Below are 22,065 nucleotides of genomic sequence, written 5' to 3' on the forward strand. Positions count from 1 at the left end.
GGCGCAATTCTTGCACGAAACCCAGACCGATGTGCAAGTACGAAAACGACGATGCGGGGAAACCAGATTCAGCTCTTGCCAGTCGTGTGAACGTCGAAGCGAGTACCGCCCGCGTCACTCTCGCCGACCGAAATCGTCCACCCGTGGGCCTCGACGATCCCCTCGACAATCGAGAGGCCGAGTCCCGTCCCGTCTCTGTTCGTCGTATAGCCCTGCTCGAACACCTCCTCACGATCTGGCTCTGGGATACCGGCACCTTCGTCCGCAATGAAGAATCCCGACACCGCCCCCGTCTCATCGGAGAGCAACCCGACATGAATCCTGATCGGTGGGTCGTTGTGTTCCATAGCGTTGCGAAAGAGGTTCTCGAAAACGTGTCGGAGGCGGTCACCGTCCGCCTCCACTTCTACATCGTCTGGGATATCCACGTCGAGTTCGACGTCGTCGCTACTGACGGCCGCCCAGCTGTCAGCGACGACCCCCGCCAGCGAGACGGGTTCGGGGACATCGACACTCTCGCCCGCTCGTGACAGGGTCAGCAAGTCGTCGATCATCGTCTCCATCCGCTCTACGCTTTTGTCGATTGGTTCGACGTGTTCATCAGATCCCACCCCCCGAAGGAGTTCCGCCCGACCCTTGATCACATTCAGTGGGTTCCGCAAGTCGTGACTCACCATGCCGGCAAACTGGTCGAGTTTCTCGTTCGACCGTTCGAGCGTTCGTTTGGTTTCTTCGAGTTCCTGTTCTCGACGCTTCTGTTCAGTAATGTCACGGATGATTATCGAGCGTCCCAGTGTTGTCTCCTCGGGTGGGCCAAGATGGATCACTTCGACGGTGTAGTAGCTTCCGTCGAATTCAACAGGTGGCTCATGTTTGGAATCACTGGCAGTAACTGTCCAGTCCCACTCTCTGAGCGTGGGATAGTCCGCAAACAGTTCGTCGATGTGGTCGCCGACAACGGTGCCAGCGTCGTCCACATCGAATAGCTGACAACTCCGCTTGTTGAGATCGATCACTCGATGATCCTTGTCAAGCGTCACTACACTCGCGTCGAAATGGTCGAAAACTGTCTCCCGCCCGATGGGTATCAGATCGAGGAATCCAGCCCGGAGTATCGCCCACGCGATGAGGGCTCCAGAGATCATGAACATGACTGGCGTCAGATTGAATTGGACATACCCGAACTGGAAGGCGAGGTTCCCGACCAAGGGCCCCAGAGCGGAGAGAATGAGCGCTCCAACCTGCACTCTGAACACGGTGGGTGACTGAGCCCCCCGACGAACCAGAAGACCGATTCCGGCAAATAGTAACAGATTCAGGTACAGTTGGTTCGCCAGAGCAACGCTGGTGAACTCCCACGCATAGCCCGACAGCGTACTCGAATCTGGGCCGACTGGCACCCAGAGATACTCCACATTGATCACCGCGAGAGCGCTGACAACCGCTGGAACGAGTACGACTCCGGTTGAGATTCGTTTTGAGACCGGATTTTTAATGCCAGTGTATTCGATCACGAGCAAAAAGAATCCAACAGTCGCAAGTCCCGCACCGAGCGGGTTGAATCGAGTGACAACGAAGACAGTTGGTGTTCCACGGACAACCGAGACTGTAAGCTTTACTGACACATAGAGCAGGGCACCTGTAACGAGAACAAAAAGCGGCTTTGCGCCCGGTCTGTCTCGGTGCCTAGCAGCCTGGTACAGTAAAAACAGACCGACCACGAGGGAGAGGAGGAGCAAAGCGCGATACGCAGTCAGCCACGGCACTGCCATACTAACCCGGACAATTGCATCACAATTGTCTGTTGCGGTTGGAATATCATCTGTGAAAGTCAAAGCCAACGCCAGCGAATCGAGACGTGCTGACTACAAGCTCTACATTCAGCAGCGTGGTCCTATCAGCTGTTACGAGCTTCAACAGAACCTCGCCTTCGTCTGTCATCACTCACCAGGCAGTCCCTCGTCTTCGACCGATACACGGGATGATGGTCCGTTGTCGTGATCCGCAACCGGTTTTCATCTGAACAGCCACCAGAGCACCTTCTGACGCTCTGATCCGGAATCGGCTGGGGGAGATCGCACAGGCTCTGACTGCTTTCGGCTACTGTCGTCTCACGACAACCGTGTCTGCGACGAGGTCACCGACCCGTTGGTTGTCGTCGGTACCCAGTATCAGCACCATCGCAACCAGATTCGCCGTCGGGTGTGCGTCGACAATCCACAGTAGGTTCCGAAGTATCGACGCGCCGACCGCACAGTTGGAGCCATCCGACGTGACGACGACGAGTCCTAACAGGTACTTTCCGGGCGTGTACCCGTACAAGCCCTCAAGCAAAAAGCCGTAGACCAACGTTGCGACCATTCCCACGAACACCAGTAGAAGGGACCCGGCGTCGTCGAGAGCCGTCCCGGCGAGGACGGCCATACCCCAGATCAGCCCCATGAGGACCGAATCGATGACATACGCGAGTACCCGGTGCCAGATCACATCTCCGCTCGTTCCGAGTTTCGGGGTCGGATATTTCTTCATATCGCTCTTTGAGTGTTAGAGGTCGGCATACAGTTTGGTCAGGCCACATTCCGGGCAAAGGAACGTATGAAGTGGTGTCTGATACCCGATGCCGAGCCGCTCCAGTACACCACCTTCCCTGTCGGTTTCGACGTAGAGGTTGCCGACTCCTTCGGCGGTTACCGCCGTTTTCCCCATCTGGACACCACAGTCCGGACACTGGCGCTCATCCATTGGTCTCAGCTCAGTATTGATGCCAATTCGTAAAAGGCCACATTCGAAATTTCGTGCTCGGAAACACGCTGGGACCGAACTTGGTCGACGCTCTCCAGTAAACTGACGAGCCTGGGAGTACGAAACTCTCCGTGCCGACGGAACTATAGTAGCGATTGAAAGTCATTGCACAGCTGATCGCAGTACGGTGTACGATCGGCTGGGCAACCAGTTTCAATCGCTACGATAGGAGTCAGCTGTGACCGGATTGAACGGAGCTGTTTCTGAGACTGGAACAGTGACCGGTGGTTGATACACTAGTCAGACTATCATTATGATATGACTCGGAGTCAACAGTTCAGTACTGCAGAAGCTGGCGGGTGGTCACTCGCGAACCGTCTCTTCGGCGTCGGCTTTCGTCGTGAGACCTACGCGAACTTGGCGTATCTGCTCGCCCGGTTTCCACTTGGCATCGCTTACTTCACGATCTTGATAACCGGTCTCAGTCTGGGGGTGGGGTTGGTTCCGATGGTCGTCGGCATCCCGATACTGGCCGGTGTTCTCGCGCTCGGCGGCTACATCGGAGTGGTCGAAGCGGAGCTCTTGACCCGGCTCTGCGAGCGTGACGCCTCCGTCAACCTCGCCGACCCTCGCGAACAGTCGGTGACGGAGTATCTGAAAACTGTCGCGACCACCTCTCGCAACTACCTTCTCGTCGGGTTCGGGTTTGTGTCGTTTGTCGTCGGTATTCCGTTGTTCGTTGCCATTACCGTCGTGTTTTCGATCGGGGTCACGCTCGCAGCTACGCCCTTCCTCTACTGGATCCCCGGTGCCGGATACGACGTCACAGGCCTCCGTGGCACCATCGAAGTCGGGTCGTTGACTGTCGACGCTGGGTCTTTGTTCGGAGCCAGCATCAATACGCTTCCGGAGGCACTGGCCGTATCAGCGGTCGGTGTCGTCGTCTGTCTCGCAGGCCTGCACGCAGTCAACCTGAGCGCTTGGCTTCTCGCCGGACTGACCGAGCGCCTACTCACGTTCCAGTTGGAGTGATCGTTCCCCGTTCCAATACGGGGCCGATCTGTCGCAACACACGGCGGACCAACGTCAGAGGCGCTCAACAGCTCGCTCGGCGAACACGCCGACGAGCGCGATGCTCCCGCCGATGACCGTGTAGAGCGCCAGGATCGCACTGATCCCGTAGCCTTGGAGATAGCCGATGCTCGCTAGCCAGAGCATCGCGAGAACGCCGCTCAGTCCTCCGGTGATGGCGGGCGTCAGTTCCTCCGCTGCGAGGTTCACGCTCTCGCATACGTGCCGCCCGGGCATAATAATTGGAGCACTGTACGTTCGTCACTCCTGATGCTGAAGCACCGTTTCGACGGCGTCATCCTGCAACCACACCCTCGCGGCCCCGATCGGAAGGACATACGCTAACAGTACAACAGGCCCCGATACTATATCGGGGAGGACAAACGCGGCTGTCAACACGACGACGGTGATGGGTACGATCACGTACAGGGCGATGATGGCAAACCTGGCGACCGGACGAGGGCCGAGTTCGAGGGCCTCCGCTGGCGATCAGTCCCGATACGAGTGATCGACGAGGAACTCACCCAGACACGTCGTAGTTGTGTGACACAGATAGCGAGTATCACGAGGCTGGCTGTCGGGGAGAGCAACGACGAGACGCTCCGATCTACGACTGAGACAAACATAGCAACAAAAAACGAAAAGAAAACAGCGTACGCAAACATGTTATTCAGGATCAGACCAACGTTTCGCGGATATATCGGCGGGAGAAGTGGAACCGGTTGCACCGGGCTTGGGTCCTCACGCCACTTGTCAGCGTCGTGATCTTCCACCGGCTGTGCTGCAACCAGTGCGACGATCGCGAATAGAACAGCGACGACGACGATTTCACTCAGATAAACGAATATCAGCTCAACGACATCCCACTCGAAACATAGGATCCCATAGTGAGCAGTAGATGCATACCGATCGGCGAAAGGTAACCCGGAGGGATCCCGAGCCGTTCAGCGATCCCTGTTTCAGCCCTCCGCAACATCGCTGGTCTGTCGTTCAGATAGCGGCGCCGTACTGTTCGTTTCGCTCGACGACGGCGTACCCTTGCGCTTCGAGCGCTTCGTCCCAGTACCGGTTCGCGACGATCCGTTGTGGAATGCGCCGCAGGCCGAATCGCCGATCCGCCGTATACTCGTACTCGACGACGGTCCCATCGTCTCGCGTGTCGACGGTGACCACGTACGTCGACCACGGCTGGCCGCCCACCGTGAGTTCCAACTCGATCCGACGGCCGCCATCCGGCGTACGATCCGTCCGTGTCTCGACGGTCACCTCGACCGACCGCAAGCCGAGCAGATACGAGAGCCGGTACGTGACCCTCCCGTCTCCGGTGAGAATCTCGTCAGCGATTCCCCACTGAAACACGAGGATCGGCGGTGTCGGTCCCGTGAACGACTCGGCGACGGATTCGGCGTCCTCGTCGGTTCGAAGACGGACGGTCCCGCGTGATTCGATGATCGGGGCACGTGCGACGACGATCAGCAGTACCCCGACGACGACTGCGGGTACCAGCGACGTTGCGACGAACGTGCCGAGGAATCCGGCCGCGGCGAGCACGACGAGCAGCGCACTCAGCGGTCGTTCACGTCTGAGATATCGCTGCGCGGCGGCGCGTGCCTCCCGTGGCCGGTCGACAGTTCGTGTGGAGGGCATCGCGAGAACGTTATGCCGATAGTCAATTAGTAGTGCTGATGGAACGGAGCCGACGTAATGGTATACCAGGCACGGGAGCGGTGACTCTCCCTCGCAGGGAGGCCGTACCGACCAATACAGGAATCGTTCAGAATCCGCGCTCCGCAAACGCCGTCCGTGCCCGTTCGTATGCCGTCTCACCGCCACTCGTGTAGAGCGACGGGAGATTCACGCGACGCCGATAGGTCGTTTCTCCCTCGGTGTACGTGATAATAAGCCGGGGGCGTGTCAGTCCTTTCTGGCCATCCGTTGCAGAGACCTCCTCGATCGTGTCGAGTCGAATCCGATCCGGCGATCGGAATCCACGCACGCGATCCACCAGCCAGAGCACGATCATCAGACCAACCACGACAGCTATGAGTAAGAAATCGCCACTGCGGACCGCGCTGACGGTCCACCAGAGTCCGATTGGAAATGCAAGTATGTATCCGACAAAGATTCCGTTGTGCCACCACGTCCCACTCTGCCAATATTCTTGATAGAGCGACTGAATGTATCCGGAAAACGACTCGTCGAAGTGCACACAATCCTCGGAGAAGCATGCTGTGCCGCGTTTTGTCGGAAACGACTCGATGGAGGACATACGAGCACCCCTTGGCTATTCGGAACGGTCCGTATAACGTTGCATCACTCCACATTCCGGATAGGGGGGTGCGGAGAGCGGAAGTCGATGCCCGACACCGAGCCAGTCGAGCATACCACCGTCTCTTTCAGTTTCAATATAGAGGCCTCCGGCCCCCTCAGCAGTTACGTTCGTCTGCTCCATTTGGACATTGCAATCCGGACAATAGCCTGCTCTCATTAGCGTCATACCGAGATATGCTATCGATCCGTAAAAAATTCGAGCGCTGTTTCGGAGGCCGAAACGCTGCTCTCGGCACGTTTTTTGGCCGAATTCAGAGGTTATCTCCCGCGTGGCGATCCCCGAGGTCCCCGGCCCGAGATTCGTCTCTCACGTGGAAACGAGCATCCATGCTTATCAATTGCCGACTCGGATTTCGAATATGCCCATCCCGATCGATAATTCCCTCCCTCCTGGTGAATCGAAAGCACGGATTGCTGCCGCATTCGTCACGACTGGCCTGTCACAGTGGTTCGGCGCTCGATACGCTCGCGGCTCAGCCATCGGAGCCCGAACGGGTCGCTGACCGATGGGGGCTGACGACTGGACCGCCGTCGGCAACTGGTCGGAGACGCTATCACGGGAGCAACAATCCCTGGTTCACGGGGCGCTCTGGTTCGCCGTCGTTTCGCTGACTGCGTTTCTGCTCACCGAGAGAGCTAGTATCGAAGCACTCTCTGTTGGTGCGATAAGTGGTGTCCTGTACGCAGGGGTGGTGTACGTATGGAACCCGTACTGAACGGAGTCGGCCGACGTGTCGAACCGCCTATTTTCGTACTATGACCGATCGGGCCCCCGAGGTAGCACTCCCCGTCGCCGGACTGTTCGGAGTGGTGAGTGGTTCCGTCGTCTATCAGTTCCTCCTTCCGGATTGGTTCCCCGCACTCGCCACGGCAGCGACCTACGCCGGGGCGGCGTATTTCTACCTCGCGTTCGACATCCCCCTCCTCGGGATGCACATTGAGTTCACCGACCGTGCAGACAGGGCCGGCTACGCAGTCGGACTGTTCGGCGTGAGCGTCGGACCGTTGGCGCTCGGCGAATACGTCGGGCTGTCGAACTCGGGCGTGATCGGCGTCGTCGTGTGGCAAGTCGGGCTGCTCGCGTTCTTGCTCCTGTCGGCGACCGCTGTTCACCGGCGGTCCTGAATCGACGGGGTCACGCCGTTTGGATGGCTGTTCGGTCCAGTTGATCCCTTATGAGACAGCCGCCCGGTCCGTCTCAGCTCGCCGTATAGAGGAGTTGTACGAGGACGGCGGTCATCCCGGTGGCGATCAGGAACGCCCAGCCGGTCACGCGGACGCGCCGTCCGTACTCGGGTAACTCGTCGCTCTCCGTCCCGAGTATCGTGACGAGCCGACTCGGATGTCTGAACGGACTCGGCGGCCTCGGCTCGGGGAGCCGCCGCCGGAGCCGTCGATAGCGACTAAACGACTGGACGCCGTACAGACACAGCGAGAGGATCATGCCGACCCAGAAGCCGGCCCCCGCGAGCAGGGGGAAGCCGACCGGTCCGAGGAGGTCGGCCTCGACCGGTCGTGCCGACCCCTCGGCCAGGCTCAGGATGCCGAACGCCAACCCGACCATCGAGAGCCAGAACGCCACGAAGCAGACGAGGAGTGACCATTTCGACAGTCGACGGAGCGTCCCGTCGTTGCGCTGGATCCACGTCCGGGACGGTGGCGACCGCACCTCGCGTTCCGGGCGGAGTTCGTGTCGGCCCGGACGCTTCTCCCCCAGTCCGGCCAGTACGACGATACACAGCAGAACGCCCCCGATGGCAAACGCTCGCGTCGGCCACGGGGTCCGCTCCCCGATCAGGAACGCGTCGCCCGGAGTGGACGGCCGGACGTACGCCCGGACCGTCGTCCCCGGCTCGAACGACCGAACGACGGACTCCGCTTTCGACCGATCCGAGTAGGTACGAATCGTCGGGCCCGGGAACACCTGCTCGCTCGTATACGTCTCACCCTGATACTCGTACGTGTACTCGATCTCCGGTTCGTAATCGATGCTTCGCCGGCTATCTATCCGCTCCACGTGTGCACTATCGACCGTTGCTTGGACGGTGACGGCGTTGTTGACCGCCTGTCCCTGCTGGACGTAGCTGTATCCACCGGCCCCGATGAGGGTAACCGCCAGGACCAGTAGGTACACGCTCTTTCGTGAGAGGTGGAGGGTGGTGATTCCCACGGGCAGTTCCATCTCGGTCGCGAATATGGCAATCCAACAGTATGAGAGTGATGTCTGCCGCACGTGTATCCCATCCTCAATCTAGCGTGCGAGCGGCAGCCTCGACCGCGAGTGCGGTCAGGGTAAACGCCACTGCAGCATCGAGGAGGCTTCCGGCCCATCCGGAGACGACGGTCAATAGCCCAACGTAGGTGACGAACGTGGCCGTACACCCGACACTCACCCCGACGACCGCGGAGGCGAACCGTGTCCCCAACAGGTCGTGTGACGTGAGCGTCGTCGGCGTCGAGACGCCGAGGGCTATCAGTCCGAAGAATCCGGCGACGCCCGCACTGACGCGGAGCTGAATCACGTATGCACCGACGACCGAGAGGACAATGGCGACGGTGATACCTACATTCTCCGGCGTGACGAGTCGGACTCGAAGGTCGCGGATGGAGGGCACGTCCCGGGCTTCGTGTGACGCCTCATAAACCCTGTCCGGTGCGGGTCGCCGTCGTACGGTTCGGTCAAGGTTCGCTGCTGTCACTGAGGAGCCCACACGTAAGCTACGACCGCCGTCGCCGTGAGAGATATCCGACACTGGTATTCTTGAGGATAGCTTCGATAGGACACGGTGGTGCCATCGTACGTGCCCTCCGATACGTCCCGAGCGGACTGGACGAGCCCGGAATACGTTGCCACCGTCGTTGGAGTCCTCGCTACCGGCGCGCTCGTGTTCTTCGCCGCGCTTACTCGATCCAGTCCGGCGGTTGACGACGTGATGTTCGTGGTCTTGAGTATCACCGTTCCAGTGACCCTCGCTTACGAACTCGCCCGCCGCTGGCGATGACCGGTGGCCGTTCGTACGAGCCGTTATGAGGCCGAGCAGGAGTTCCCGTCTACGACTCGATTGACATATGCGCGTCAGCCCGCCGATGGAGTGGGAGCGGCGTCGTGTCGGCAGCGTCGCGGCCGTCGCCAACCTCGTTCCGCTGGTCGGCGTCCTGACCCTCGGCTGGGATGTCTACTCGCTTCTGGTGCTCTACTGGATCGAGGGACTGGTGACGGTGTTGCTAGCTGCAGCGAAATCACTGTTCGCCGAACGCGGCTCGCCAGGGCTTCCCGATATCGAGCCGCTCCACGAGCTTCGTGAGAAGCGTGGTGGCTGGCGTCCCGTCTCCCGGCTGCCTGCGGTCTATCCGCGGAACGTCCCGTTCGCGGCGTCGATACTCGGGTTCTGGACCGCCGCCGTCCTCCCGGTGAGCGTCCTCTACTGGCTGACGGCGGCACCGGCGATACGCCCGTCGCTGTCCCTGCTCGTCGGCGGTGTCGGGCTGGTGATCACACAGCTCCACGAGTTCCAGTCCGACTATCTCGCAGGACAGGAGTACGCCGACGTCTCCGCACAGGAGATCCTGCGTGAACCTCTACAGCTCGGCCTCGTGATTCTCGCGTTGGGCCTGATCGCGAGCGCCGGCGATCGATCCGGTGGGCTGGTCCTCCTCACCGGCATCGTCGTTGTCAAGACTACGACCTCGGTCTATCGGATCGTCACTGATCACACGGACCTCCCAGTGCCGTCCGTCCTCGATGGGGCGTTCGACGGTAGCCACGCCGAGCCACTTCCGGATGTCGACACTCCGGACGGACCCATCCGTGGACGGGTATCCGTCGACGCGGCACCCGTCCTGCTCGGCAGCCTCCCGATGGTCGTGTTCGGGTTTGCTCACCGGTCCACGTTCGCTATTCTGATCGGGGTGGCGTTCGCCGCACTCTCCGGTGGGTCGGTCTGGCTCGTCTTGGGGCTACTGTTCGTCCTCGTCGTCGCCGGCGCGCGTATCGGCAGCTACTACCTGCGGTACGGGACGATCGAGTACCGACGGTACGAGGAGCAACTCGTGGCCTACGATACGGCGCTCGGGGCCGTTCAGTGGACCGCCCCGGTGGACTCGGCGACGTTCTCGATCCGCAACGCGATTCCGGACCGACTGCTCAACACCGGTACGCTGGAGGTATCAGGGGCCGCCCCCGACGACCGTGACGCCCAACTTGGCCCGGTTACCGATCTCGACGCCACGATTGAGACACTCGAACTCCCCGCAGCGGACCCCACTCGCCCCGAACGAGATTCGGCCGTCATCGCGTCCGCCCTGGTGCTTGCACTCTTCTTTCTCGCCGTTCCCGCTGGTCTCGCTTTCAGCCCGAAAGTCGACACTGCACAGCTGATCGGACTCGCCATCGGCGTTGGACCGATTTTTCTGCTGCCGGTCGTACTTATGATCTGGGTGGCACTCAGGCGAGTCTAAGGGGCTGTCTGTCGTATTGGCGAGCACCGGACCGGTTCCTCAACGGGAAAGGAAATGTCGATCCGGTTGGAATTCGCACTGCAACTCAGACGGGAACCGACCAGGCAGTGAGATTCGAATTGTCGCTCCCGAGACACGAATACGATACCCTATCCCCGGATAATGACGACCACCGAGAGTGACACTGGCGGCCGGGGCGTTACGTGGACGGTGTTCCCGGATCACGACGCCGACCGATTTCGGCTCGTCGTGTTGCGTCTCGCTGACGGCGTTCCCGTGGTCATCGGACTCGCCGTACCGGTGCTACTCGTGTTTATGGTCGCGGACGGATTCGCGGTGGAAAACGTCGGAGGGGCCGTCCTCGTCGTCGTTCTCGCGCTCATCGGCGGTCCCGCGTCGCTGGTGTATCTCCTGCTCGCGGTCGAGTACGGCTCCGAGCGCGAGGTGCAGAAACTGACCCCGCCGATTGGATGGTTTCGCCTCCGCTACATACCAGTCAACCTGCTCGGTGGCGGCATCCTGCTCCTGTCGTCGGCAATCCAGCCGGTGATCCCGCTTGTGTATCCGATTGGGGTCGTCGTCTGCAAGAGGGCCGTCGACCTTCGATATACGGTCGGTCGGATAGATCCGAAAACGGCAAGCCTCCGGGAGGTAAGCGGTGCAGCAGCCGTGGAATACACCGATGACTGGGGGCTGGACACACGCGACAGGGAGGTGCGGACGTTCGACATCCCACCTCTCGGGCGTGTCTACCAGTGGAAAATAGGCGATCATACCGTTTTCGTCCCCCGATATCAGTCCCGAAGACGGTGGGTCGACCGCTCGTACTCGTCGTCCCGAACGACATCGCTACCGAGGCCAAGACGGCTCTCGATACCGTGGTCCGAACGGACGACTGGGTCCCCGGGCGACGGACTGGACCGGGCAGTTCGAATCGTCCTCGGGGGCCTCGGGGGACTCTTTATCGGGACGACGGGAGGATTCGCCGTTGTCGAGGACGGCGCCTTTCCCATCGTTGCCTATGTGGCCGCGACACTCGGGCTATTGGTGTAATGATGCTCTTTCTCGCGATTCGCGGGTGAGCTGCCGAAGCAGTGTATTCTTTAGACAATTCAGGACACTGTGTCAAGTACCAACTGCATTGAGACGACCAGTCTCAACTACTGTCGTGAACGATTCCGTATAGCGATGTGAGATTTATCGGCTGTGACTCCGCAGAAGTTGAGACTGGGGCTCTCAATGCATACGCGTTGGAATTGTTGCTCGGAAGAAAACTGAAATGACTCATCAACCGGTCTCATGCAGCGCATTTCTGACCTAGCAACGGTGAGTGATTCCTCCGGGTAGAGAATCTCCCCCTTCGTTTATCGTGACTTCTCACGTACTCGTACGTATGGGAGAACTCGAAACTGAAGCCGAGAAAACGCGGTCCGAAATTGCATCGTACCTCCGCGAACTCGCCGAGCAACTCGACGTCGACGACGCTGTGACGCTCGAACTCGGTGGGCAGCAGGTCCAGTTGGACCCGACGAACCCGGTGACGTTCAAACTGGAAGGCGAGTCGGACTGGTCCGAAGGGGACACCGAGGCAAAACAGAGCATCGAGTTCGAGCTCGTCTGGTGGCGTGAGGCCCAGACGGCAGAAGAAGGGGCGTTGGATATCACTACCGAGGGTCAGTAACACCCATTCTTCCCTCAGTCCATCCTATGTACGACCAGATTCTCTTTCCCACAGATGGGAGCGAGCCAGCAGAATCGGTCCTCGAGTACGCCCTCCAGATAGCCTCCGAGCACGAGGCAACGACCCACGTCCTCAATGTCGTAGACACCAGCCAAGACAGCCCTCCCAGAGTACAAGAGGGTGTGAGTGACGCTCTGGAGCAGGACGGAACTGAGATCGTGAACGAAGCAGCACAGCGCGCGACAGAATACGGTATCGACGTGGTCTCGGAGGTACTCCACGGTGACCCTTACGAGGCGATTGTCGAGTATAGTACGCAGTCAGCCATCGAGTTGATCGTGATGCCGACCCACGGACGGCGTGGATTGCAGCGGTTTCTGCTGGGAAGCGTTACAGAGCGCGTTATCAACACCGCAGACATCCCCGTAATTGCAGTCAACCCCGGGACCCAACCGCTCACCTATCCGTGCCAGGAGCTTCTGGTTCCGACGGACGGCAGCCGTGGTTCGGAACTCGCAGTATCCGAAGGGGTCGCCCTCGCAAACGCAACTGGTGCCACGCTTCACATACTCCACGTTGTCGAGACTGGAAGCCTCGGTCCGGATGCTCGCTCTCTGGTGAAAGATGAGGAACTCACCACCCGAGCGGATGAGATCATCGCAGCCGCCATCGAGACCGCAGAGGCGGCGACGGTCGATAGCGTCGAGAGTGAAATCGAATTCGGTGTCCCGTCGAAAGAAATCCGGAACTACATCGATGCCCACGATATCGACTTTGCGATCCTCGGCACACACGGTAAGACTGATTTCAGCCGATACATGATGGGCGGGGTAAGTGCGAAAATCGTCCGAACGTCGCCAGTTCCGGTGATGTGGGTTCGAGAGCCGGACTCGAGTGGTGGGTGAAACGCCTCTGCTGGTGGGTGACAAACCACTTGAGAGGGATGCACGTAGGGACATACAGTACACATGTACGAGGACATTCTGCTCCCGTTCGATGGAAGCGATGGGGCTGCGGAGGCATTACATCACGCGGCTGAGATCGCACACTGGGCCGACGCCACGATCCACGTTCTGTTCGTCGCGGATACGAGACGCGATAGTGTCACGGTCGTCGAAACCGAGGTTGTTGACGCCCTCGTCCAAGAAGGTGAGGACATCGTTGAGGAAGCAGAAAAGACACTGACCACACTCGGTGTCGACTACGATTCCGACGTCGTCCAGGGACATCCAGCGCCGACAATCGTCGAGTACGCCGAGCAATACGAGTACGACGTGATCGTGATGCCAACCCACGGTCGGGAGGGAGTGTCACGATACCTTCTCGGGAGCGTCACGGAGAAGGTCGTCCGTCTGTCTTCGATCCCGGTCCTCACAGCGCGGATGCAGCCAGACGAACAATTGGTGTTCCCCTACGAGAACATCCTCATACCGACCGACGGAAGTGCTGGTGCGTCCCATGCTGCCGAGCATGGCCTCTCCCTTGCAGCGGCGCTCGATGCGACTGTTCACGTCCTGTCTGTCGTCGACGAGACGTCGCTAGGTCTGGACGTTCGCTCAACGATTTCGGGAGGGGAACGTGAACAGGCAGCGACCGACGCCGTTGACGACCTCGTGTCGGAGGCAGAGACACACGGCGTTTCGAATAGTGTCCGGCACGTCGAACACGGGTCCCCGATCGAGGTGATACTCGATACCATCGACTCGAACGGTATCCACGCCGTCGTGATGGGAACGACAGGGAGACGCGGGAGTGATCGAATCCTTCTCGGGAGCGTCGCCGAGAAGACCGTCCGCTCTGCACCAGTCCCCGTCATCACGGTTGGACAAGGGGAGTAGCGATTCTGTGAGATGGCTCGTGTCTATCGACCCCTGTGCGTACGTAGCTGATTTCAGGCGTGAGCCCTCGTGCTCACAGAGCACCGCAGTGCGCGCCAGCGAACGAGGAACACAGCCGGGTTGAGTGTAGCTTCAACCGTGGACTTGCGAGCAATCAAAATAACAAATTCAGGTCATCTTCCTGAAGCTGTGCAAGATTCAACGCGCGTATCTTGTAGCAAACTATCTCAAGAGTAGAACAGAGCGGAGTGATCAACACGATGAGAGGATAGTCTGGATCCGTTTCACAAGAATTATTCTATGCTCGTTTAGACTGAGGCTGTGTTCAGATGGTTTCAATCTAAGGACTTTGCGGTTCAGCTTATTATCCTTGCAGTGGTTTTTGACCCTCTTGGATTCATTGCTGGGTATACGATCGCCCCTTCGGTTGGTATCACACCTCTCTACGGTGGGTTGGCTGGATTAGTCGGGGGGAGTTTCATACTTTCGCTTCACGTGCTTTATACGGTAATGAGTCGGTGAGCAGTACAGAGGTTCTTCACAGCAGAACTGGAACTCGTTCCTGAACGTACAGAGGTATATCGCTCAAACTCGCTTTTGACCGTTCAGATTGTTTATTACTTGGTAGCTATACTGTGCTGGTACTAGAAGCCTGGTGGGTAGCCAACTATGAGATCGGAACTTCACCTGGACAGGCGGTCAGTGATGGGATCGGCTGCTGCCGCGGCGATAGCTGGACTTGCTGGGTGTGTCGGACTGCAAACTGGCGCTGAAGATCCCGCTGCGGCGGGAACTGACCCGTGGCCAGACCCGAAAGAAGGCCAACGCGAGGTGATGCTGCTCGGGACGAGTCATCTGGCACAGACTCCTGGGGACACGGCCAACACCTATGCCACTGATCCAGGGGACGTTCTCGGGAAGCAGCGCCAGCGTGAACTCGAAACACTAACTGATCGACTCGCAGAGTGGGATCCGGACCGGATTGCTGTTGAGGAGAGGGTCTCACAGCAGTCGGTCATTGACGATGCATACGCAGCATACCGTGACGATCCCGACACACTGAGTGCTGTCTCCGGGTGGGAGCGGGACAGAAGCAGCGAAATCGTTCAGGTCGGGTTCCGGCTTGCTGACAAACTCGGACACGACTCCGTTGCCGCTGTGGACTACTTCCAAAGTCCTGCGGCGCTGTTCACCGATGAAGAAAGACAGCAGTTGCCGGATTCGTTGGGACCCTTGCGTGTTGACCCCGACACCGTCGAATATCCGCTTCCAGATATAGCTGACCGGATCGAAGAGGAACAACAGCGTCTCAATGAAGGCTCACTGGTAGACCACTACAAGAGGCTGAATACACTTGATGTGGGGTCGTACGCCTGGGGAAACGACCAGAACTTCTACGCGATCGCGTTCGAGAACAGCGAACCGGGAGATTACACGATGGTAAAACTCATAACAGCGTGGACACAGCGGAACCTGCGTATTGCATCGAACATCTGGAACGTGCCTGAGGCGGATGACGAGCGAGTGCTAGTTGTCTATGGCGCCTCACACGTGCCGCAATTAGGACAAATGCTAACCGGCGCACCGATGATGGCACCGGTCAGTCCGTTGCCGTATCTTACGGACTGACGCGCACAACTTCTCTGCTGGCTCTGCTGACTGATCCTGCCTGATAGTGATTAGTTCGAATCTTTACCTGTAAGATACGGCCAAATGCTGGGTTCGCTGATTGCGTTCACTCCTCGTGAGATGTAGTCTTTCAGCGTCGAGAGATCAGGAACGAGTCGGTACTTGAACCACTCCTGCAACTGGTCCCAACAGCCTTCGACGGCGTTCAGTTCGGGGATTTTTGACGGGAAGTACCACACTTCGAGATCCTCCCCGCGTACGCACGAGACCGAACTGTCTCCGACAGTTTCGGTCTCGCGCTCACCACTCACGTGCTCCCAGAGATCCCGTGCCCAGAAGTAGCCCGCTCGGTCCAAAAACACCACTAACTTTTCACCGAACTGCTCTGTCAACGCCTCTAACAGCCGAATCCCGTGGTGCCGCGTGAGGTTCTCTTCGGTCCAGCAGAAGAAGCTGTCACCGTCGTCGGTGACAGCGCCCAGCACTGTCACCGACTTCCACGACGTTGCAACCTCTATTGTCGGATTTGAGCCAATCGGGTAGAAGCCACGTCGTTGAACGGTTCCAACGTGCTTGGTGAATTGATCGACAACAACGACGGTTTTCTCGGTCAGTTCGGGTCGTTTTTTTCGACTGTCTCTTGAAACTCAGCTTTCTCTTCAGGGTCGGCTTCGTGATGTTGAGGCCGTGCTGTCCGCAGGGACAGCCCGGCCTCTTTCAATAAGTCGTACGCGTAGGTTTCGTGGTATTCGACGCCGTATTCCTCTTTGGCGTGATGAAGCAAGAGTTTCGCTGACCACGCTTGCTGGTCGTAGCCAAGTTCGGTCGGCGGCTGTTGCAACTGTTCAAACAGTTGCTCACGGTCTTCGCCCTCGATTTTTGCTGGCCCTCCCGGCCGAGGAGCATCGTAAGGTGCCTGCTCGATCGGTTCTTCCTCGAACCGATCGAGCCAGTTGCGAATCGTCTTCTCGACAACACCGTGGCGGTCAGCAAGTGCATCCAGTTGATCGCCCTGCTTGCGCCCGATCGCCGCGAGAACACGTTCTCGCGGCTTCCCTTCGTCGATTTGATCCTTTAGCTCATAGAGTTCTTCGAGGGTGATGTCGTCGAGCCGACCCATTACCAACTTCAGTGTCTCTGTAGGTAAAACATTTCCCTAGACACTATGAGAGTCGGAGATGGAATTCTATACCGGATTCGCGCGTTCATCTCACGGCTATTTCGTTGCTGTCGAGGCGAAATGAACGGCGACCAACTGCTACATACAATCTCTACATCTGGCACAGCAGTTCCTGATAGAAACCGGATGAGATGGTTCCCTATCACCGGTCAGAGCCTTGCCCGAACAGTTGAGGTTCTTCGCGTCCTATTGGTAGTAGAAACCCGTGTCATCTACAACAAACAACTACGATATCGTGGTCTGGGGAGCCACAGGATTCGCTGGCCAACTCGTCGCCGAACATCTCACCAGTCACTACCCCGCTGCTGAACTGTCTGTTGCTCTTGGTGGTCGAAATGCATCCAAGCTCCGCCGACTCGCAGAAGGGCTTGCAAATGAGTCTGATCGAGAGGAGATCGCCATTGTCGTGGGTGATGCCACCAAACCGGCGAGCCTCCGTGAGATGGCCGGCCAAACAAAGGTCGTCTGTACGACAGTCGGGCCCTACACAACATACGGGACACCACTCGTCGAAGCCTGCATTGAGGCTGGAACCGACTACTGTGATCTCACCGGGGAGATTAACTGGGTTCGAGAGATGATCGACCGCTATCACGACGATGCTGTGGCTGCCGACGTGAAAATCGTCCACAGCTGTGGGTTCGATTCGATCCCATCCGACCTCGGGGTCAAACTGCTGCAATCGTACGCTACCGAGGAGTTTGGAGACTCTTGTGAGTTCGTTCGTATCTATCTCGAAGATGGAGAGGGTGGGGTGAGTGGCGGCACCTTAGCCAGTGCGGCCGAATTATTCGAAGCCGCCGCAACTGATCCGATTGCCCGAGAAACATTATCGAATCCGTACTCGTTGGCTCCACCGGGCGAACGCTACGGTGTCGATACAGGCGAACAACGACGACCACAGCGAGATTCCATCCGCTCGATATGGACGGCTCCCTCGCCGATGGCAGCCGTCAACGAACGGGTAATCCGACGGAGCAATGCCCTCTTGGAGTATCCGTGGGGCCGAGAGTTTCGGTGTACAGAGGTTATCCCAACCAGTTCTGGGATCGGCGGTGCCGCAGCAGCTGGCGGGATCGCACTCGGCTTGGGTGTCGGAACCGCTGCGATGAAGAGTCGGCTGCTTCGGCGTGGATTGCGTCGGTTCGTGTTCCCTGAGCCGGGCACAGGGCCCTCGGAAGCGGAGATTAAATCAGGTCACTTCTTGATTCGTGTCATCGGCCGAGGGACAACGACCGATGGGCCGTTCACTGTCGTAAGTGAGATCAGAGCCGAACTGGATCCTGGCTATGGCGCAACCGCCCGGATGCTCGGAGAGGCTGGGATGTGCTTGCTGCGAGGTGAGACGGAATCACCGCTAGACGGTGGCATTCTGACGCCCGCTTCGGGGATTGGTGATCCACTCGGTGATCGACTTCGGGATGTTGGCTTCACCGTGACCGCTGGTGCGTGGCAATGAGCAACACATCATGGCGATGACTCTCGGGAGCTAATCGTGGTCTTCAACCGCTTGCCGAAAAGCCGTGAGGACTAATTCTGCACACTGGAGCCTGCTGGGTGTCAACTCCATTCTAACACGTTCTTCGATGTATTCGTTATCCCACTCGATGATCTCAGAAACAGCGGTACCAACCATCTGTTCGGACAACAACGAAGCACCAGCTTGAGATAATGTACATCCATCTCCTGTAAAGCGAACGGCCTCGACAATGTTTCCTTCGTCGCTAAGAGCGACCTGAAGGGAGACACGGTCGCCATCGGGATGAGTTGGGCCGATACACTGCGGGTTCGTCATTTCGGCTTCGATATCAGGTGATTGGAGTTCACCGTAATTCCGTGGATTCCGTGAGTGATCCCCGAGCATCTCTTGAACGAGTTTGTCGTCCATGTCTCTCTGCAAGATCTACAAGATCAAGATTGCTCGGGAAATTGTTATCGGTTGAGTGCCTAATGAGATTTCTTCGGTCGCCGGTTGGAACTTGAGGAAGGTGCGTCTCCAGACCGTGAGCGTGTCTGGTTCCGCAAACACGGCGGTAATACTAGTGACCATCTATGATCCTCAACTCTTTGACTCAGAGCCAACAAGCCCAGATATCGGTACTTCCCAACCGGCGTAATCAACTGAATTGAATCGCCGATGTGATCACGGGAAAGTGTCTGGATCTGGATGTGTTCAAGATCCCCGATCCAGACGGGTACCTTTCGGCCTCGGACGTCAAAGACGTAGCGGAAGAAGTCATTGCTCCGCTCCCCTTGCCGGAGGTCAAGGAGGGCCCCCTCGCCCCCGGCGACATCTGGCTCGTCGTCATCTTGGCCTGTGTTAACCAGACCTCAATCTGGGAAACGTGCAAAGACACCGACGGAACACCCTGTGACGACACGACTCTCACGTATCTTCACACTCTTGACCGTGACTGGCTCGAAGTCTTTGCCAACCTTCTGCTTGGACGCCTCACCATGACGATTCTCGACCCGCCGGTCGAGAATCGTCTCTATCGACTTCATCGACATACCCCATCACGGCGATCACTACGCCGAGGAAGGCGAACTCTGCTCGATGGTTCCCAAAGACGGTACGACGACTTGCCACCGCTACTGTACAACCTATGTCGTCTCCAACGAGAAGCCGGTGACACTGGGGGTGCTGGCTGCGAGTCTGGGACCGCTGACGGGGTTCGTGATTGCCAACATCTTCGTGCTGGGCGGGGTGTTGCAACTCGTCCCGATCGGCCACGACGTGATTGCTGATGCAGTGCTCATTGCCCGCCAGCAGTAGCGTTCCAAGGAATGATCGAAGAATGATACCCGGGCCGACCGATCCACGAATCCACTAATGTACGACACCATCCTACTCCCGACAGACGGCAGCGAGGCGACGACCGACGCCGCACGCGTTCAGCCATGCCGAACGGTACGACGCCACGATACACGTCCTCTCAGTCGTCGAACTCTCCAGCGGGCTCGGAACCGCCGGGCGCGACGAAGAGAAACTCGACCGCCGGAAGCGCGAGCGGGCGGCAACAGCCGAACAGCTCGTCAAGGAGCACGCCCCCGAGGGCGTGGACGCGACCGTCGCCGTCGAGTTCGGAAGCCCCACCCGGGTCATCACGGAGTACGCGACAGAGATCGGGGCCGACCTCGCGGTCATGAGCACCCGCGCCCGGGGTGGCGCCGGGCGAGTCATCTTCGGCAGTGTCACCGAGCAAGTCATCCAGGCCGGCGATACACCCGTCCTGGCGGTCCAGCGCTGACGCCACTTGGAGTATTGTAACCGGCCGGGAACTGGACGCTCCCTGACCGGCTACGGAGGCTCGATTTCACGAGGAGACACTCTTAGTTCCTACGAGACTCGCGATCAGAGGACGCGCAGCCGGTAGCCCTCGGCGGCCGACTCGTCGGTGACGCGCCCCGTCTCGACGGCTGCTGTCAGGACCTCCGAGACGAACTCCTTCGGCACGCGAACGCCGATGAAGTCGTCCCCTTCCCGGGCCGTCGTCAGCCGTGCCATCGTCTTCTCGGTCCCATCATCGTTGTAGATGCTGCCGACTTTCTCGCCGTCGCGACGGAAGCGGAGTGTCACGTCAGTGGGTTCGATCGTCTCGAAGTTCACCTCGAACACGAACTCGTCGTCTTCGATTCGGGCGAGCAGGAGACCGGCGTGTTCGGTGACTGTCGTTCGCATGCACCCCGTTGTGGTGTTATGGCCTTACGCGTTTGTTCTCACACGGGGACGGCTTCGTCGTGCCGAGCGGGCGTCCCTCTCGACCACCGCTAGGAAGAGTTACCCATGTAATCAAAAACCGCCCGGATATCAAAATACCGACCATTAATCCACTTCCGAGTGCTAGCTCACCTATGAGTGAATCAACTGACGAACCGACAGGAGTAGCACGAGAACTGGACGAGAGCGGCCTCGGCCCCGGGGCGATGGCAGCAATGGGCTCCGTTGCGCTCGCTCTGTACTACTACTACGTCCGTGGTGAAAAACAGCGAGGGCAGTTCGTCGGGCTGTGGCCGGCGACGATACTTGGTCTCGCCGTCTACCTCAAGCTGGACCAGATGAAACAGATGTTACAAGACACCGGGAACTGAGGGCGAGGTGCCTCTGGCGACCCACAGTGCTTCGGGCCGAGGTGATGGTGTTTTGGCTGTCGACCTCCTGTAACACGTAATGAGTGAACTCCCAGAAACCCTGGCGGGCGTGTCCGACGTCGACTGTACCGGACTCCAGGCCCTGGTCACGGGATCGACGAGCGGAATCGGTCGCGCCGCCGCGCTGTCGCTCGGCCGACTCGGCGCGGACGTCGTCGTCCACGGCCGGGACCCACAGGCCGGCGCGGAAGTGGTCGAGGAACTCTCCCGGACTGGCGCCGACGCGACGTTTGTCCAGGCAGACTTCGCGAATCTTGAGGCGGTCCAAGATCTCGCGAGCGCTGTGCGCGAAGAGACCGAGGGGATCGACCTCCTCGTCAACAACGCCGGCGGGCTGTTCCGGAACGGGGGGCTGACCGACGCTGGCGTCGAGTACACCTTCCACATCAACCACCTGTCACCATACCTGCTGACGGCTGACCTGCTTGATCACCTCCGCGAGGGCGCCCGGATCGTCACGACTGCCTCCGACGCTCACAAGGGGGTCTCGCTGGATCTGGACCGGGTCCGGGGCGCCGATCGATACACCGGATTCAAAACATACAGCCACTCGAAACTCGCGAACATCCTCTTCGCCACGGAACTCGCCAGAAGACTCGACGCAACCGATCGCAGGGTCACCTCCAACAGTATCCATCCGGGCGCGATTCCGGGGAGTGGGTTCAGTCGGTTCCTCCCTGGACCGCTCCCAGGCCTGTTCCAGCGACTTGAAGCGGTCCCCGGGGTGACGTCTGTCGTCGACGGGGCCGCAGAAATCCTGTTCGTCGCCGTCTCGCCACGCGCTGCGGAGGTATCCGGGCGGTACTTCACGAACCAGAAGCCGCGCACCCCCTCCGAGGCCGCCCGGGATAGCGAGGCTTCCCGGCGGCTCTGGTCGGAGAGTGCAACGCTACTCGGCATCGACGAGCCACTGGCGGAACGCGACCGACAGCCCGTCGCGGCCGGCGATGGGACGACCCCGGGTGACGTCTGACTCCCCCAGC

General features: G+C 59.1%; 28 protein-coding genes and 1 pseudogene. 16 read left to right on the forward strand and 13 right to left on the reverse strand.

What is annotated here, in order from left to right; all coding sequences use genetic code 11:
• Nucleotides 1–68: 68 nt before the first annotated feature.
• The 3 genes from NBT82_RS07000 to NBT82_RS07010 form a co-directional block, all read right to left on the reverse strand.
• Entirely contained in the window at nt 69–1,772 is a 1,704-nt protein-coding gene (locus tag NBT82_RS07000; protein WP_251330835.1) for a sensor histidine kinase, read from the reverse strand.
• Between the two features lie 328 nt (nt 1,773–2,100).
• Nucleotides 2,101–2,529 carry an RDD family protein gene (locus NBT82_RS07005; RefSeq protein WP_256476687.1) on the reverse strand — a complete coding sequence of 143 codons (429 nt, stop codon included), beginning with the start codon at nt 2,527–2,529 and terminating at the stop codon, nt 2,101–2,103.
• Nucleotides 2,530–2,544: 15 nt separating this feature from the next.
• On the reverse strand, nt 2,545–2,742 hold the full coding sequence (locus tag NBT82_RS07010) for a hypothetical protein (protein ID WP_251330837.1): 198 nt from the start codon (nt 2,740–2,742) through the stop codon (nt 2,545–2,547).
• A 318-nt stretch (nt 2,743–3,060) separates the two neighbouring features.
• Here NBT82_RS07010 and NBT82_RS07015 point away from each other — a divergent pair, with 318 nt between their 5' ends.
• Nucleotides 3,061–3,774 (forward strand): sensor domain-containing protein, encoded by a 714-nt coding sequence (locus NBT82_RS07015; protein ID WP_251330838.1) that lies wholly within the window; start codon nt 3,061–3,063, stop codon nt 3,772–3,774.
• Between the two features lie 54 nt (nt 3,775–3,828).
• Here NBT82_RS07015 and NBT82_RS07020 read toward each other — a convergent pair whose 3' ends face one another.
• The 4 genes from NBT82_RS07020 to NBT82_RS07030 form a co-directional block, all read right to left on the reverse strand.
• Nucleotides 3,829–4,023, reverse strand: coding sequence for a hypothetical protein (locus NBT82_RS07020; protein WP_251330839.1), 195 nt, complete (start codon nt 4,021–4,023; stop codon nt 3,829–3,831).
• 209 nt (nt 4,024–4,232) lie between these two features.
• The gene (locus NBT82_RS20265; RefSeq protein WP_425601779.1) at nt 4,233–4,694 is read right to left on the reverse strand and encodes a hypothetical protein; all 462 of its coding nucleotides are present in this window, start codon (nt 4,692–4,694) and stop codon (nt 4,233–4,235) included.
• A gap of 109 nt (nt 4,695–4,803) precedes the next feature.
• Nucleotides 4,804–5,460 carry a hypothetical protein gene (locus NBT82_RS07025; protein WP_251330840.1) on the reverse strand — a complete coding sequence of 219 codons (657 nt, stop codon included), beginning with the start codon at nt 5,458–5,460 and terminating at the stop codon, nt 4,804–4,806.
• Nucleotides 5,461–5,587: 127 nt separating this feature from the next.
• Nucleotides 5,588–6,082 carry a hypothetical protein gene (locus NBT82_RS07030; RefSeq protein WP_251330841.1) on the reverse strand — a complete coding sequence of 165 codons (495 nt, stop codon included), beginning with the start codon at nt 6,080–6,082 and terminating at the stop codon, nt 5,588–5,590.
• A 568-nt stretch (nt 6,083–6,650) separates the two neighbouring features.
• Here NBT82_RS07030 and NBT82_RS07035 point away from each other — a divergent pair.
• Both NBT82_RS07035 and NBT82_RS07040 read left to right on the forward strand, forming a co-directional pair.
• The gene (locus tag NBT82_RS07035; RefSeq protein ID WP_049934154.1) at nt 6,651–6,860 is read left to right on the forward strand and encodes a hypothetical protein; all 210 of its coding nucleotides are present in this window, start codon (nt 6,651–6,653) and stop codon (nt 6,858–6,860) included.
• Between the two features lie 40 nt (nt 6,861–6,900).
• Entirely contained in the window at nt 6,901–7,269 is a 369-nt protein-coding gene (locus NBT82_RS07040; protein WP_251330842.1) for a hypothetical protein, read from the forward strand.
• A 73-nt stretch (nt 7,270–7,342) separates the two neighbouring features.
• Here the strand turns inward: NBT82_RS07040 and NBT82_RS07045 are convergent, their stop codons facing one another.
• Nucleotides 7,343–8,326 (reverse strand): DUF3592 domain-containing protein, encoded by a 984-nt coding sequence (locus NBT82_RS07045; protein WP_251330843.1) that lies wholly within the window; start codon nt 8,324–8,326, stop codon nt 7,343–7,345.
• A gap of 64 nt (nt 8,327–8,390) precedes the next feature.
• Nucleotides 8,391–8,759 (reverse strand): hypothetical protein, encoded by a 369-nt coding sequence (locus tag NBT82_RS07050; protein ID WP_251330844.1) that lies wholly within the window; start codon nt 8,757–8,759, stop codon nt 8,391–8,393.
• A 186-nt stretch (nt 8,760–8,945) separates the two neighbouring features.
• Between NBT82_RS07050 and NBT82_RS07055 the strand changes: the two genes are divergently transcribed.
• From NBT82_RS07055 to NBT82_RS07090, 8 genes are all read left to right on the forward strand, one after another.
• Complete coding sequence (locus NBT82_RS07055; RefSeq protein WP_251330845.1) at nt 8,946–9,146, forward strand: hypothetical protein; 201 nt, start codon at nt 8,946–8,948, stop codon at nt 9,144–9,146.
• 67 nt (nt 9,147–9,213) lie between these two features.
• Nucleotides 9,214–10,602 carry a DUF6498-containing protein gene (locus NBT82_RS07060; protein ID WP_251330846.1) on the forward strand — a complete coding sequence of 463 codons (1,389 nt, stop codon included), beginning with the start codon at nt 9,214–9,216 and terminating at the stop codon, nt 10,600–10,602.
• Nucleotides 10,603–10,878: 276 nt separating this feature from the next.
• Entirely contained in the window at nt 10,879–11,655 is a 777-nt protein-coding gene (locus NBT82_RS07065) for a hypothetical protein (RefSeq protein WP_251330847.1), read from the forward strand.
• A 340-nt stretch (nt 11,656–11,995) separates the two neighbouring features.
• Nucleotides 11,996–12,283, forward strand: coding sequence for an amphi-Trp domain-containing protein (locus NBT82_RS07070; protein WP_251330848.1), 288 nt, complete (start codon nt 11,996–11,998; stop codon nt 12,281–12,283).
• A 26-nt stretch (nt 12,284–12,309) separates the two neighbouring features.
• Nucleotides 12,310–13,188 (forward strand): universal stress protein, encoded by an 879-nt coding sequence (locus NBT82_RS07075; RefSeq protein WP_251330849.1) that lies wholly within the window; start codon nt 12,310–12,312, stop codon nt 13,186–13,188.
• A gap of 63 nt (nt 13,189–13,251) precedes the next feature.
• Nucleotides 13,252–14,121, forward strand: a complete 870-nt coding sequence (locus tag NBT82_RS07080) for a universal stress protein (RefSeq protein ID WP_251330850.1) — start codon at nt 13,252–13,254, stop codon at nt 14,119–14,121.
• A 321-nt stretch (nt 14,122–14,442) separates the two neighbouring features.
• Nucleotides 14,443–14,643 (forward strand): DUF8141 family membrane protein, encoded by a 201-nt coding sequence (locus NBT82_RS20405; RefSeq protein WP_251330851.1) that lies wholly within the window; start codon nt 14,443–14,445, stop codon nt 14,641–14,643.
• Between the two features lie 147 nt (nt 14,644–14,790).
• Complete coding sequence (locus tag NBT82_RS07090; RefSeq protein WP_251330852.1) at nt 14,791–15,750, forward strand: DUF5694 domain-containing protein; 960 nt, start codon at nt 14,791–14,793, stop codon at nt 15,748–15,750.
• Between the two features lie 50 nt (nt 15,751–15,800).
• Here the strand turns inward: NBT82_RS07090 and NBT82_RS07095 are convergent, their stop codons facing one another.
• The gene (locus NBT82_RS07095; RefSeq protein ID WP_251331268.1) at nt 15,801–16,364 is read right to left on the reverse strand and encodes a transposase; all 564 of its coding nucleotides are present in this window, start codon (nt 16,362–16,364) and stop codon (nt 15,801–15,803) included.
• Entirely contained in the window at nt 16,361–16,870 is a 510-nt protein-coding gene (locus tag NBT82_RS07100; protein WP_251330853.1) for an IS630 family transposase, read from the reverse strand. The genes NBT82_RS07095 and NBT82_RS07100 overlap by 4 nt, the downstream gene beginning before the upstream one ends.
• Nucleotides 16,871–17,135: 265 nt before the next feature.
• On the opposite strand from NBT82_RS07100, the gene NBT82_RS07105 reads away from it, so the two are divergent.
• Complete coding sequence (locus tag NBT82_RS07105; RefSeq protein ID WP_251330854.1) at nt 17,136–18,389, forward strand: saccharopine dehydrogenase family protein; 1,254 nt, start codon at nt 17,136–17,138, stop codon at nt 18,387–18,389.
• A 30-nt stretch (nt 18,390–18,419) separates the two neighbouring features.
• On the opposite strand, the gene NBT82_RS07110 is transcribed toward NBT82_RS07105, so the two are convergent.
• Entirely contained in the window at nt 18,420–18,818 is a 399-nt protein-coding gene (locus NBT82_RS07110; RefSeq protein WP_251330855.1) for an iron-sulfur cluster assembly scaffold protein, read from the reverse strand.
• A gap of 281 nt (nt 18,819–19,099) precedes the next feature.
• Here NBT82_RS07110 and NBT82_RS07115 point away from each other — a divergent pair.
• Together NBT82_RS07115 and NBT82_RS07120 are read left to right on the forward strand one after the other, a co-directional pair.
• A pseudogene (locus NBT82_RS07115) lies at nt 19,100–19,574 on the forward strand (ISH3 family transposase); the annotation flags it as partial.
• A gap of 280 nt (nt 19,575–19,854) precedes the next feature.
• A complete protein-coding gene (locus tag NBT82_RS07120) occupies nt 19,855–20,181 on the forward strand; it encodes a universal stress protein (RefSeq protein WP_251331368.1) in 327 nt (108 codons plus the stop codon).
• Nucleotides 20,182–20,285: 104 nt separating this feature from the next.
• On the opposite strand, the gene NBT82_RS07125 is transcribed toward NBT82_RS07120, so the two are convergent.
• Complete coding sequence (locus tag NBT82_RS07125) at nt 20,286–20,612, reverse strand: hypothetical protein (protein WP_251330856.1); 327 nt, start codon at nt 20,610–20,612, stop codon at nt 20,286–20,288.
• Between the two features lie 173 nt (nt 20,613–20,785).
• Here NBT82_RS07125 and NBT82_RS07130 point away from each other — a divergent pair, with 173 nt between their 5' ends.
• Both NBT82_RS07130 and NBT82_RS07135 read left to right on the forward strand, forming a co-directional pair.
• Entirely contained in the window at nt 20,786–21,022 is a 237-nt protein-coding gene (locus NBT82_RS07130; protein WP_251330857.1) for a hypothetical protein, read from the forward strand.
• 79 nt (nt 21,023–21,101) lie between these two features.
• Nucleotides 21,102–22,055 carry an SDR family NAD(P)-dependent oxidoreductase gene (locus tag NBT82_RS07135; protein WP_251330858.1) on the forward strand — a complete coding sequence of 318 codons (954 nt, stop codon included), beginning with the start codon at nt 21,102–21,104 and terminating at the stop codon, nt 22,053–22,055.
• Nucleotides 22,056–22,065 lie beyond the last annotated feature (10 nt).

Origin of the sequence: Haloplanus sp. HW8-1, assembly GCF_023703795.1 — an archaeon.
Lineage (GTDB): Archaea > Halobacteriota > Halobacteria > Halobacteriales > Haloferacaceae > Haloplanus > Haloplanus pelagicus.

What these genes read in the sequence shown, in the direction of transcription:
- NBT82_RS07100 (WP_251330853.1), bottom strand. Translation starts at nt 16,870, where the DNA reads ATGGGTCGGCTCGACGACATCACCCTCGAAGAACTCTATGAGCTAAAG.
- NBT82_RS07035 (WP_049934154.1), top strand. Translation starts at nt 6,651, where the DNA reads ATGGGGGCTGACGACTGGACCGCCGTCGGCAACTGGTCGGAGACGCTA.
- NBT82_RS07075 (WP_251330849.1), top strand. Translation starts at nt 12,310, where the DNA reads ATGTACGACCAGATTCTCTTTCCCACAGATGGGAGCGAGCCAGCAGAA.
- NBT82_RS07010 (WP_251330837.1), bottom strand. Translation starts at nt 2,742, where the DNA reads ATGGATGAGCGCCAGTGTCCGGACTGTGGTGTCCAGATGGGGAAAACG.
- NBT82_RS07000 (WP_251330835.1), bottom strand. Translation starts at nt 1,772, where the DNA reads ATGGCAGTGCCGTGGCTGACTGCGTATCGCGCTTTGCTCCTCCTCTCC.
- NBT82_RS07030 (WP_251330841.1), bottom strand. Translation starts at nt 6,082, where the DNA reads ATGTCCTCCATCGAGTCGTTTCCGACAAAACGCGGCACAGCATGCTTC.
- NBT82_RS07005 (WP_256476687.1), bottom strand. Translation starts at nt 2,529, where the DNA reads ATGAAGAAATATCCGACCCCGAAACTCGGAACGAGCGGAGATGTGATC.
- NBT82_RS07130 (WP_251330857.1), top strand. Translation starts at nt 20,786, where the DNA reads ATGAGTGAATCAACTGACGAACCGACAGGAGTAGCACGAGAACTGGAC.
- NBT82_RS07080 (WP_251330850.1), top strand. Translation starts at nt 13,252, where the DNA reads ATGTACGAGGACATTCTGCTCCCGTTCGATGGAAGCGATGGGGCTGCG.
- NBT82_RS07125 (WP_251330856.1), bottom strand. Translation starts at nt 20,612, where the DNA reads ATGCGAACGACAGTCACCGAACACGCCGGTCTCCTGCTCGCCCGAATC.
- NBT82_RS07025 (WP_251330840.1), bottom strand. Translation starts at nt 5,460, where the DNA reads ATGCCCTCCACACGAACTGTCGACCGGCCACGGGAGGCACGCGCCGCC.
- NBT82_RS07070 (WP_251330848.1), top strand. Translation starts at nt 11,996, where the DNA reads ATGGGAGAACTCGAAACTGAAGCCGAGAAAACGCGGTCCGAAATTGCA.
- NBT82_RS07015 (WP_251330838.1), top strand. Translation starts at nt 3,061, where the DNA reads ATGACTCGGAGTCAACAGTTCAGTACTGCAGAAGCTGGCGGGTGGTCA.
- NBT82_RS07090 (WP_251330852.1), top strand. Translation starts at nt 14,791, where the DNA reads ATGAGATCGGAACTTCACCTGGACAGGCGGTCAGTGATGGGATCGGCT.
- NBT82_RS07045 (WP_251330843.1), bottom strand. Translation starts at nt 8,326, where the DNA reads ATGGAACTGCCCGTGGGAATCACCACCCTCCACCTCTCACGAAAGAGC.
- NBT82_RS07060 (WP_251330846.1), top strand. Translation starts at nt 9,214, where the DNA reads ATGCGCGTCAGCCCGCCGATGGAGTGGGAGCGGCGTCGTGTCGGCAGC.
- NBT82_RS07135 (WP_251330858.1), top strand. Translation starts at nt 21,102, where the DNA reads ATGAGTGAACTCCCAGAAACCCTGGCGGGCGTGTCCGACGTCGACTGT.
- NBT82_RS07040 (WP_251330842.1), top strand. Translation starts at nt 6,901, where the DNA reads ATGACCGATCGGGCCCCCGAGGTAGCACTCCCCGTCGCCGGACTGTTC.
- NBT82_RS07110 (WP_251330855.1), bottom strand. Translation starts at nt 18,818, where the DNA reads ATGGACGACAAACTCGTTCAAGAGATGCTCGGGGATCACTCACGGAAT.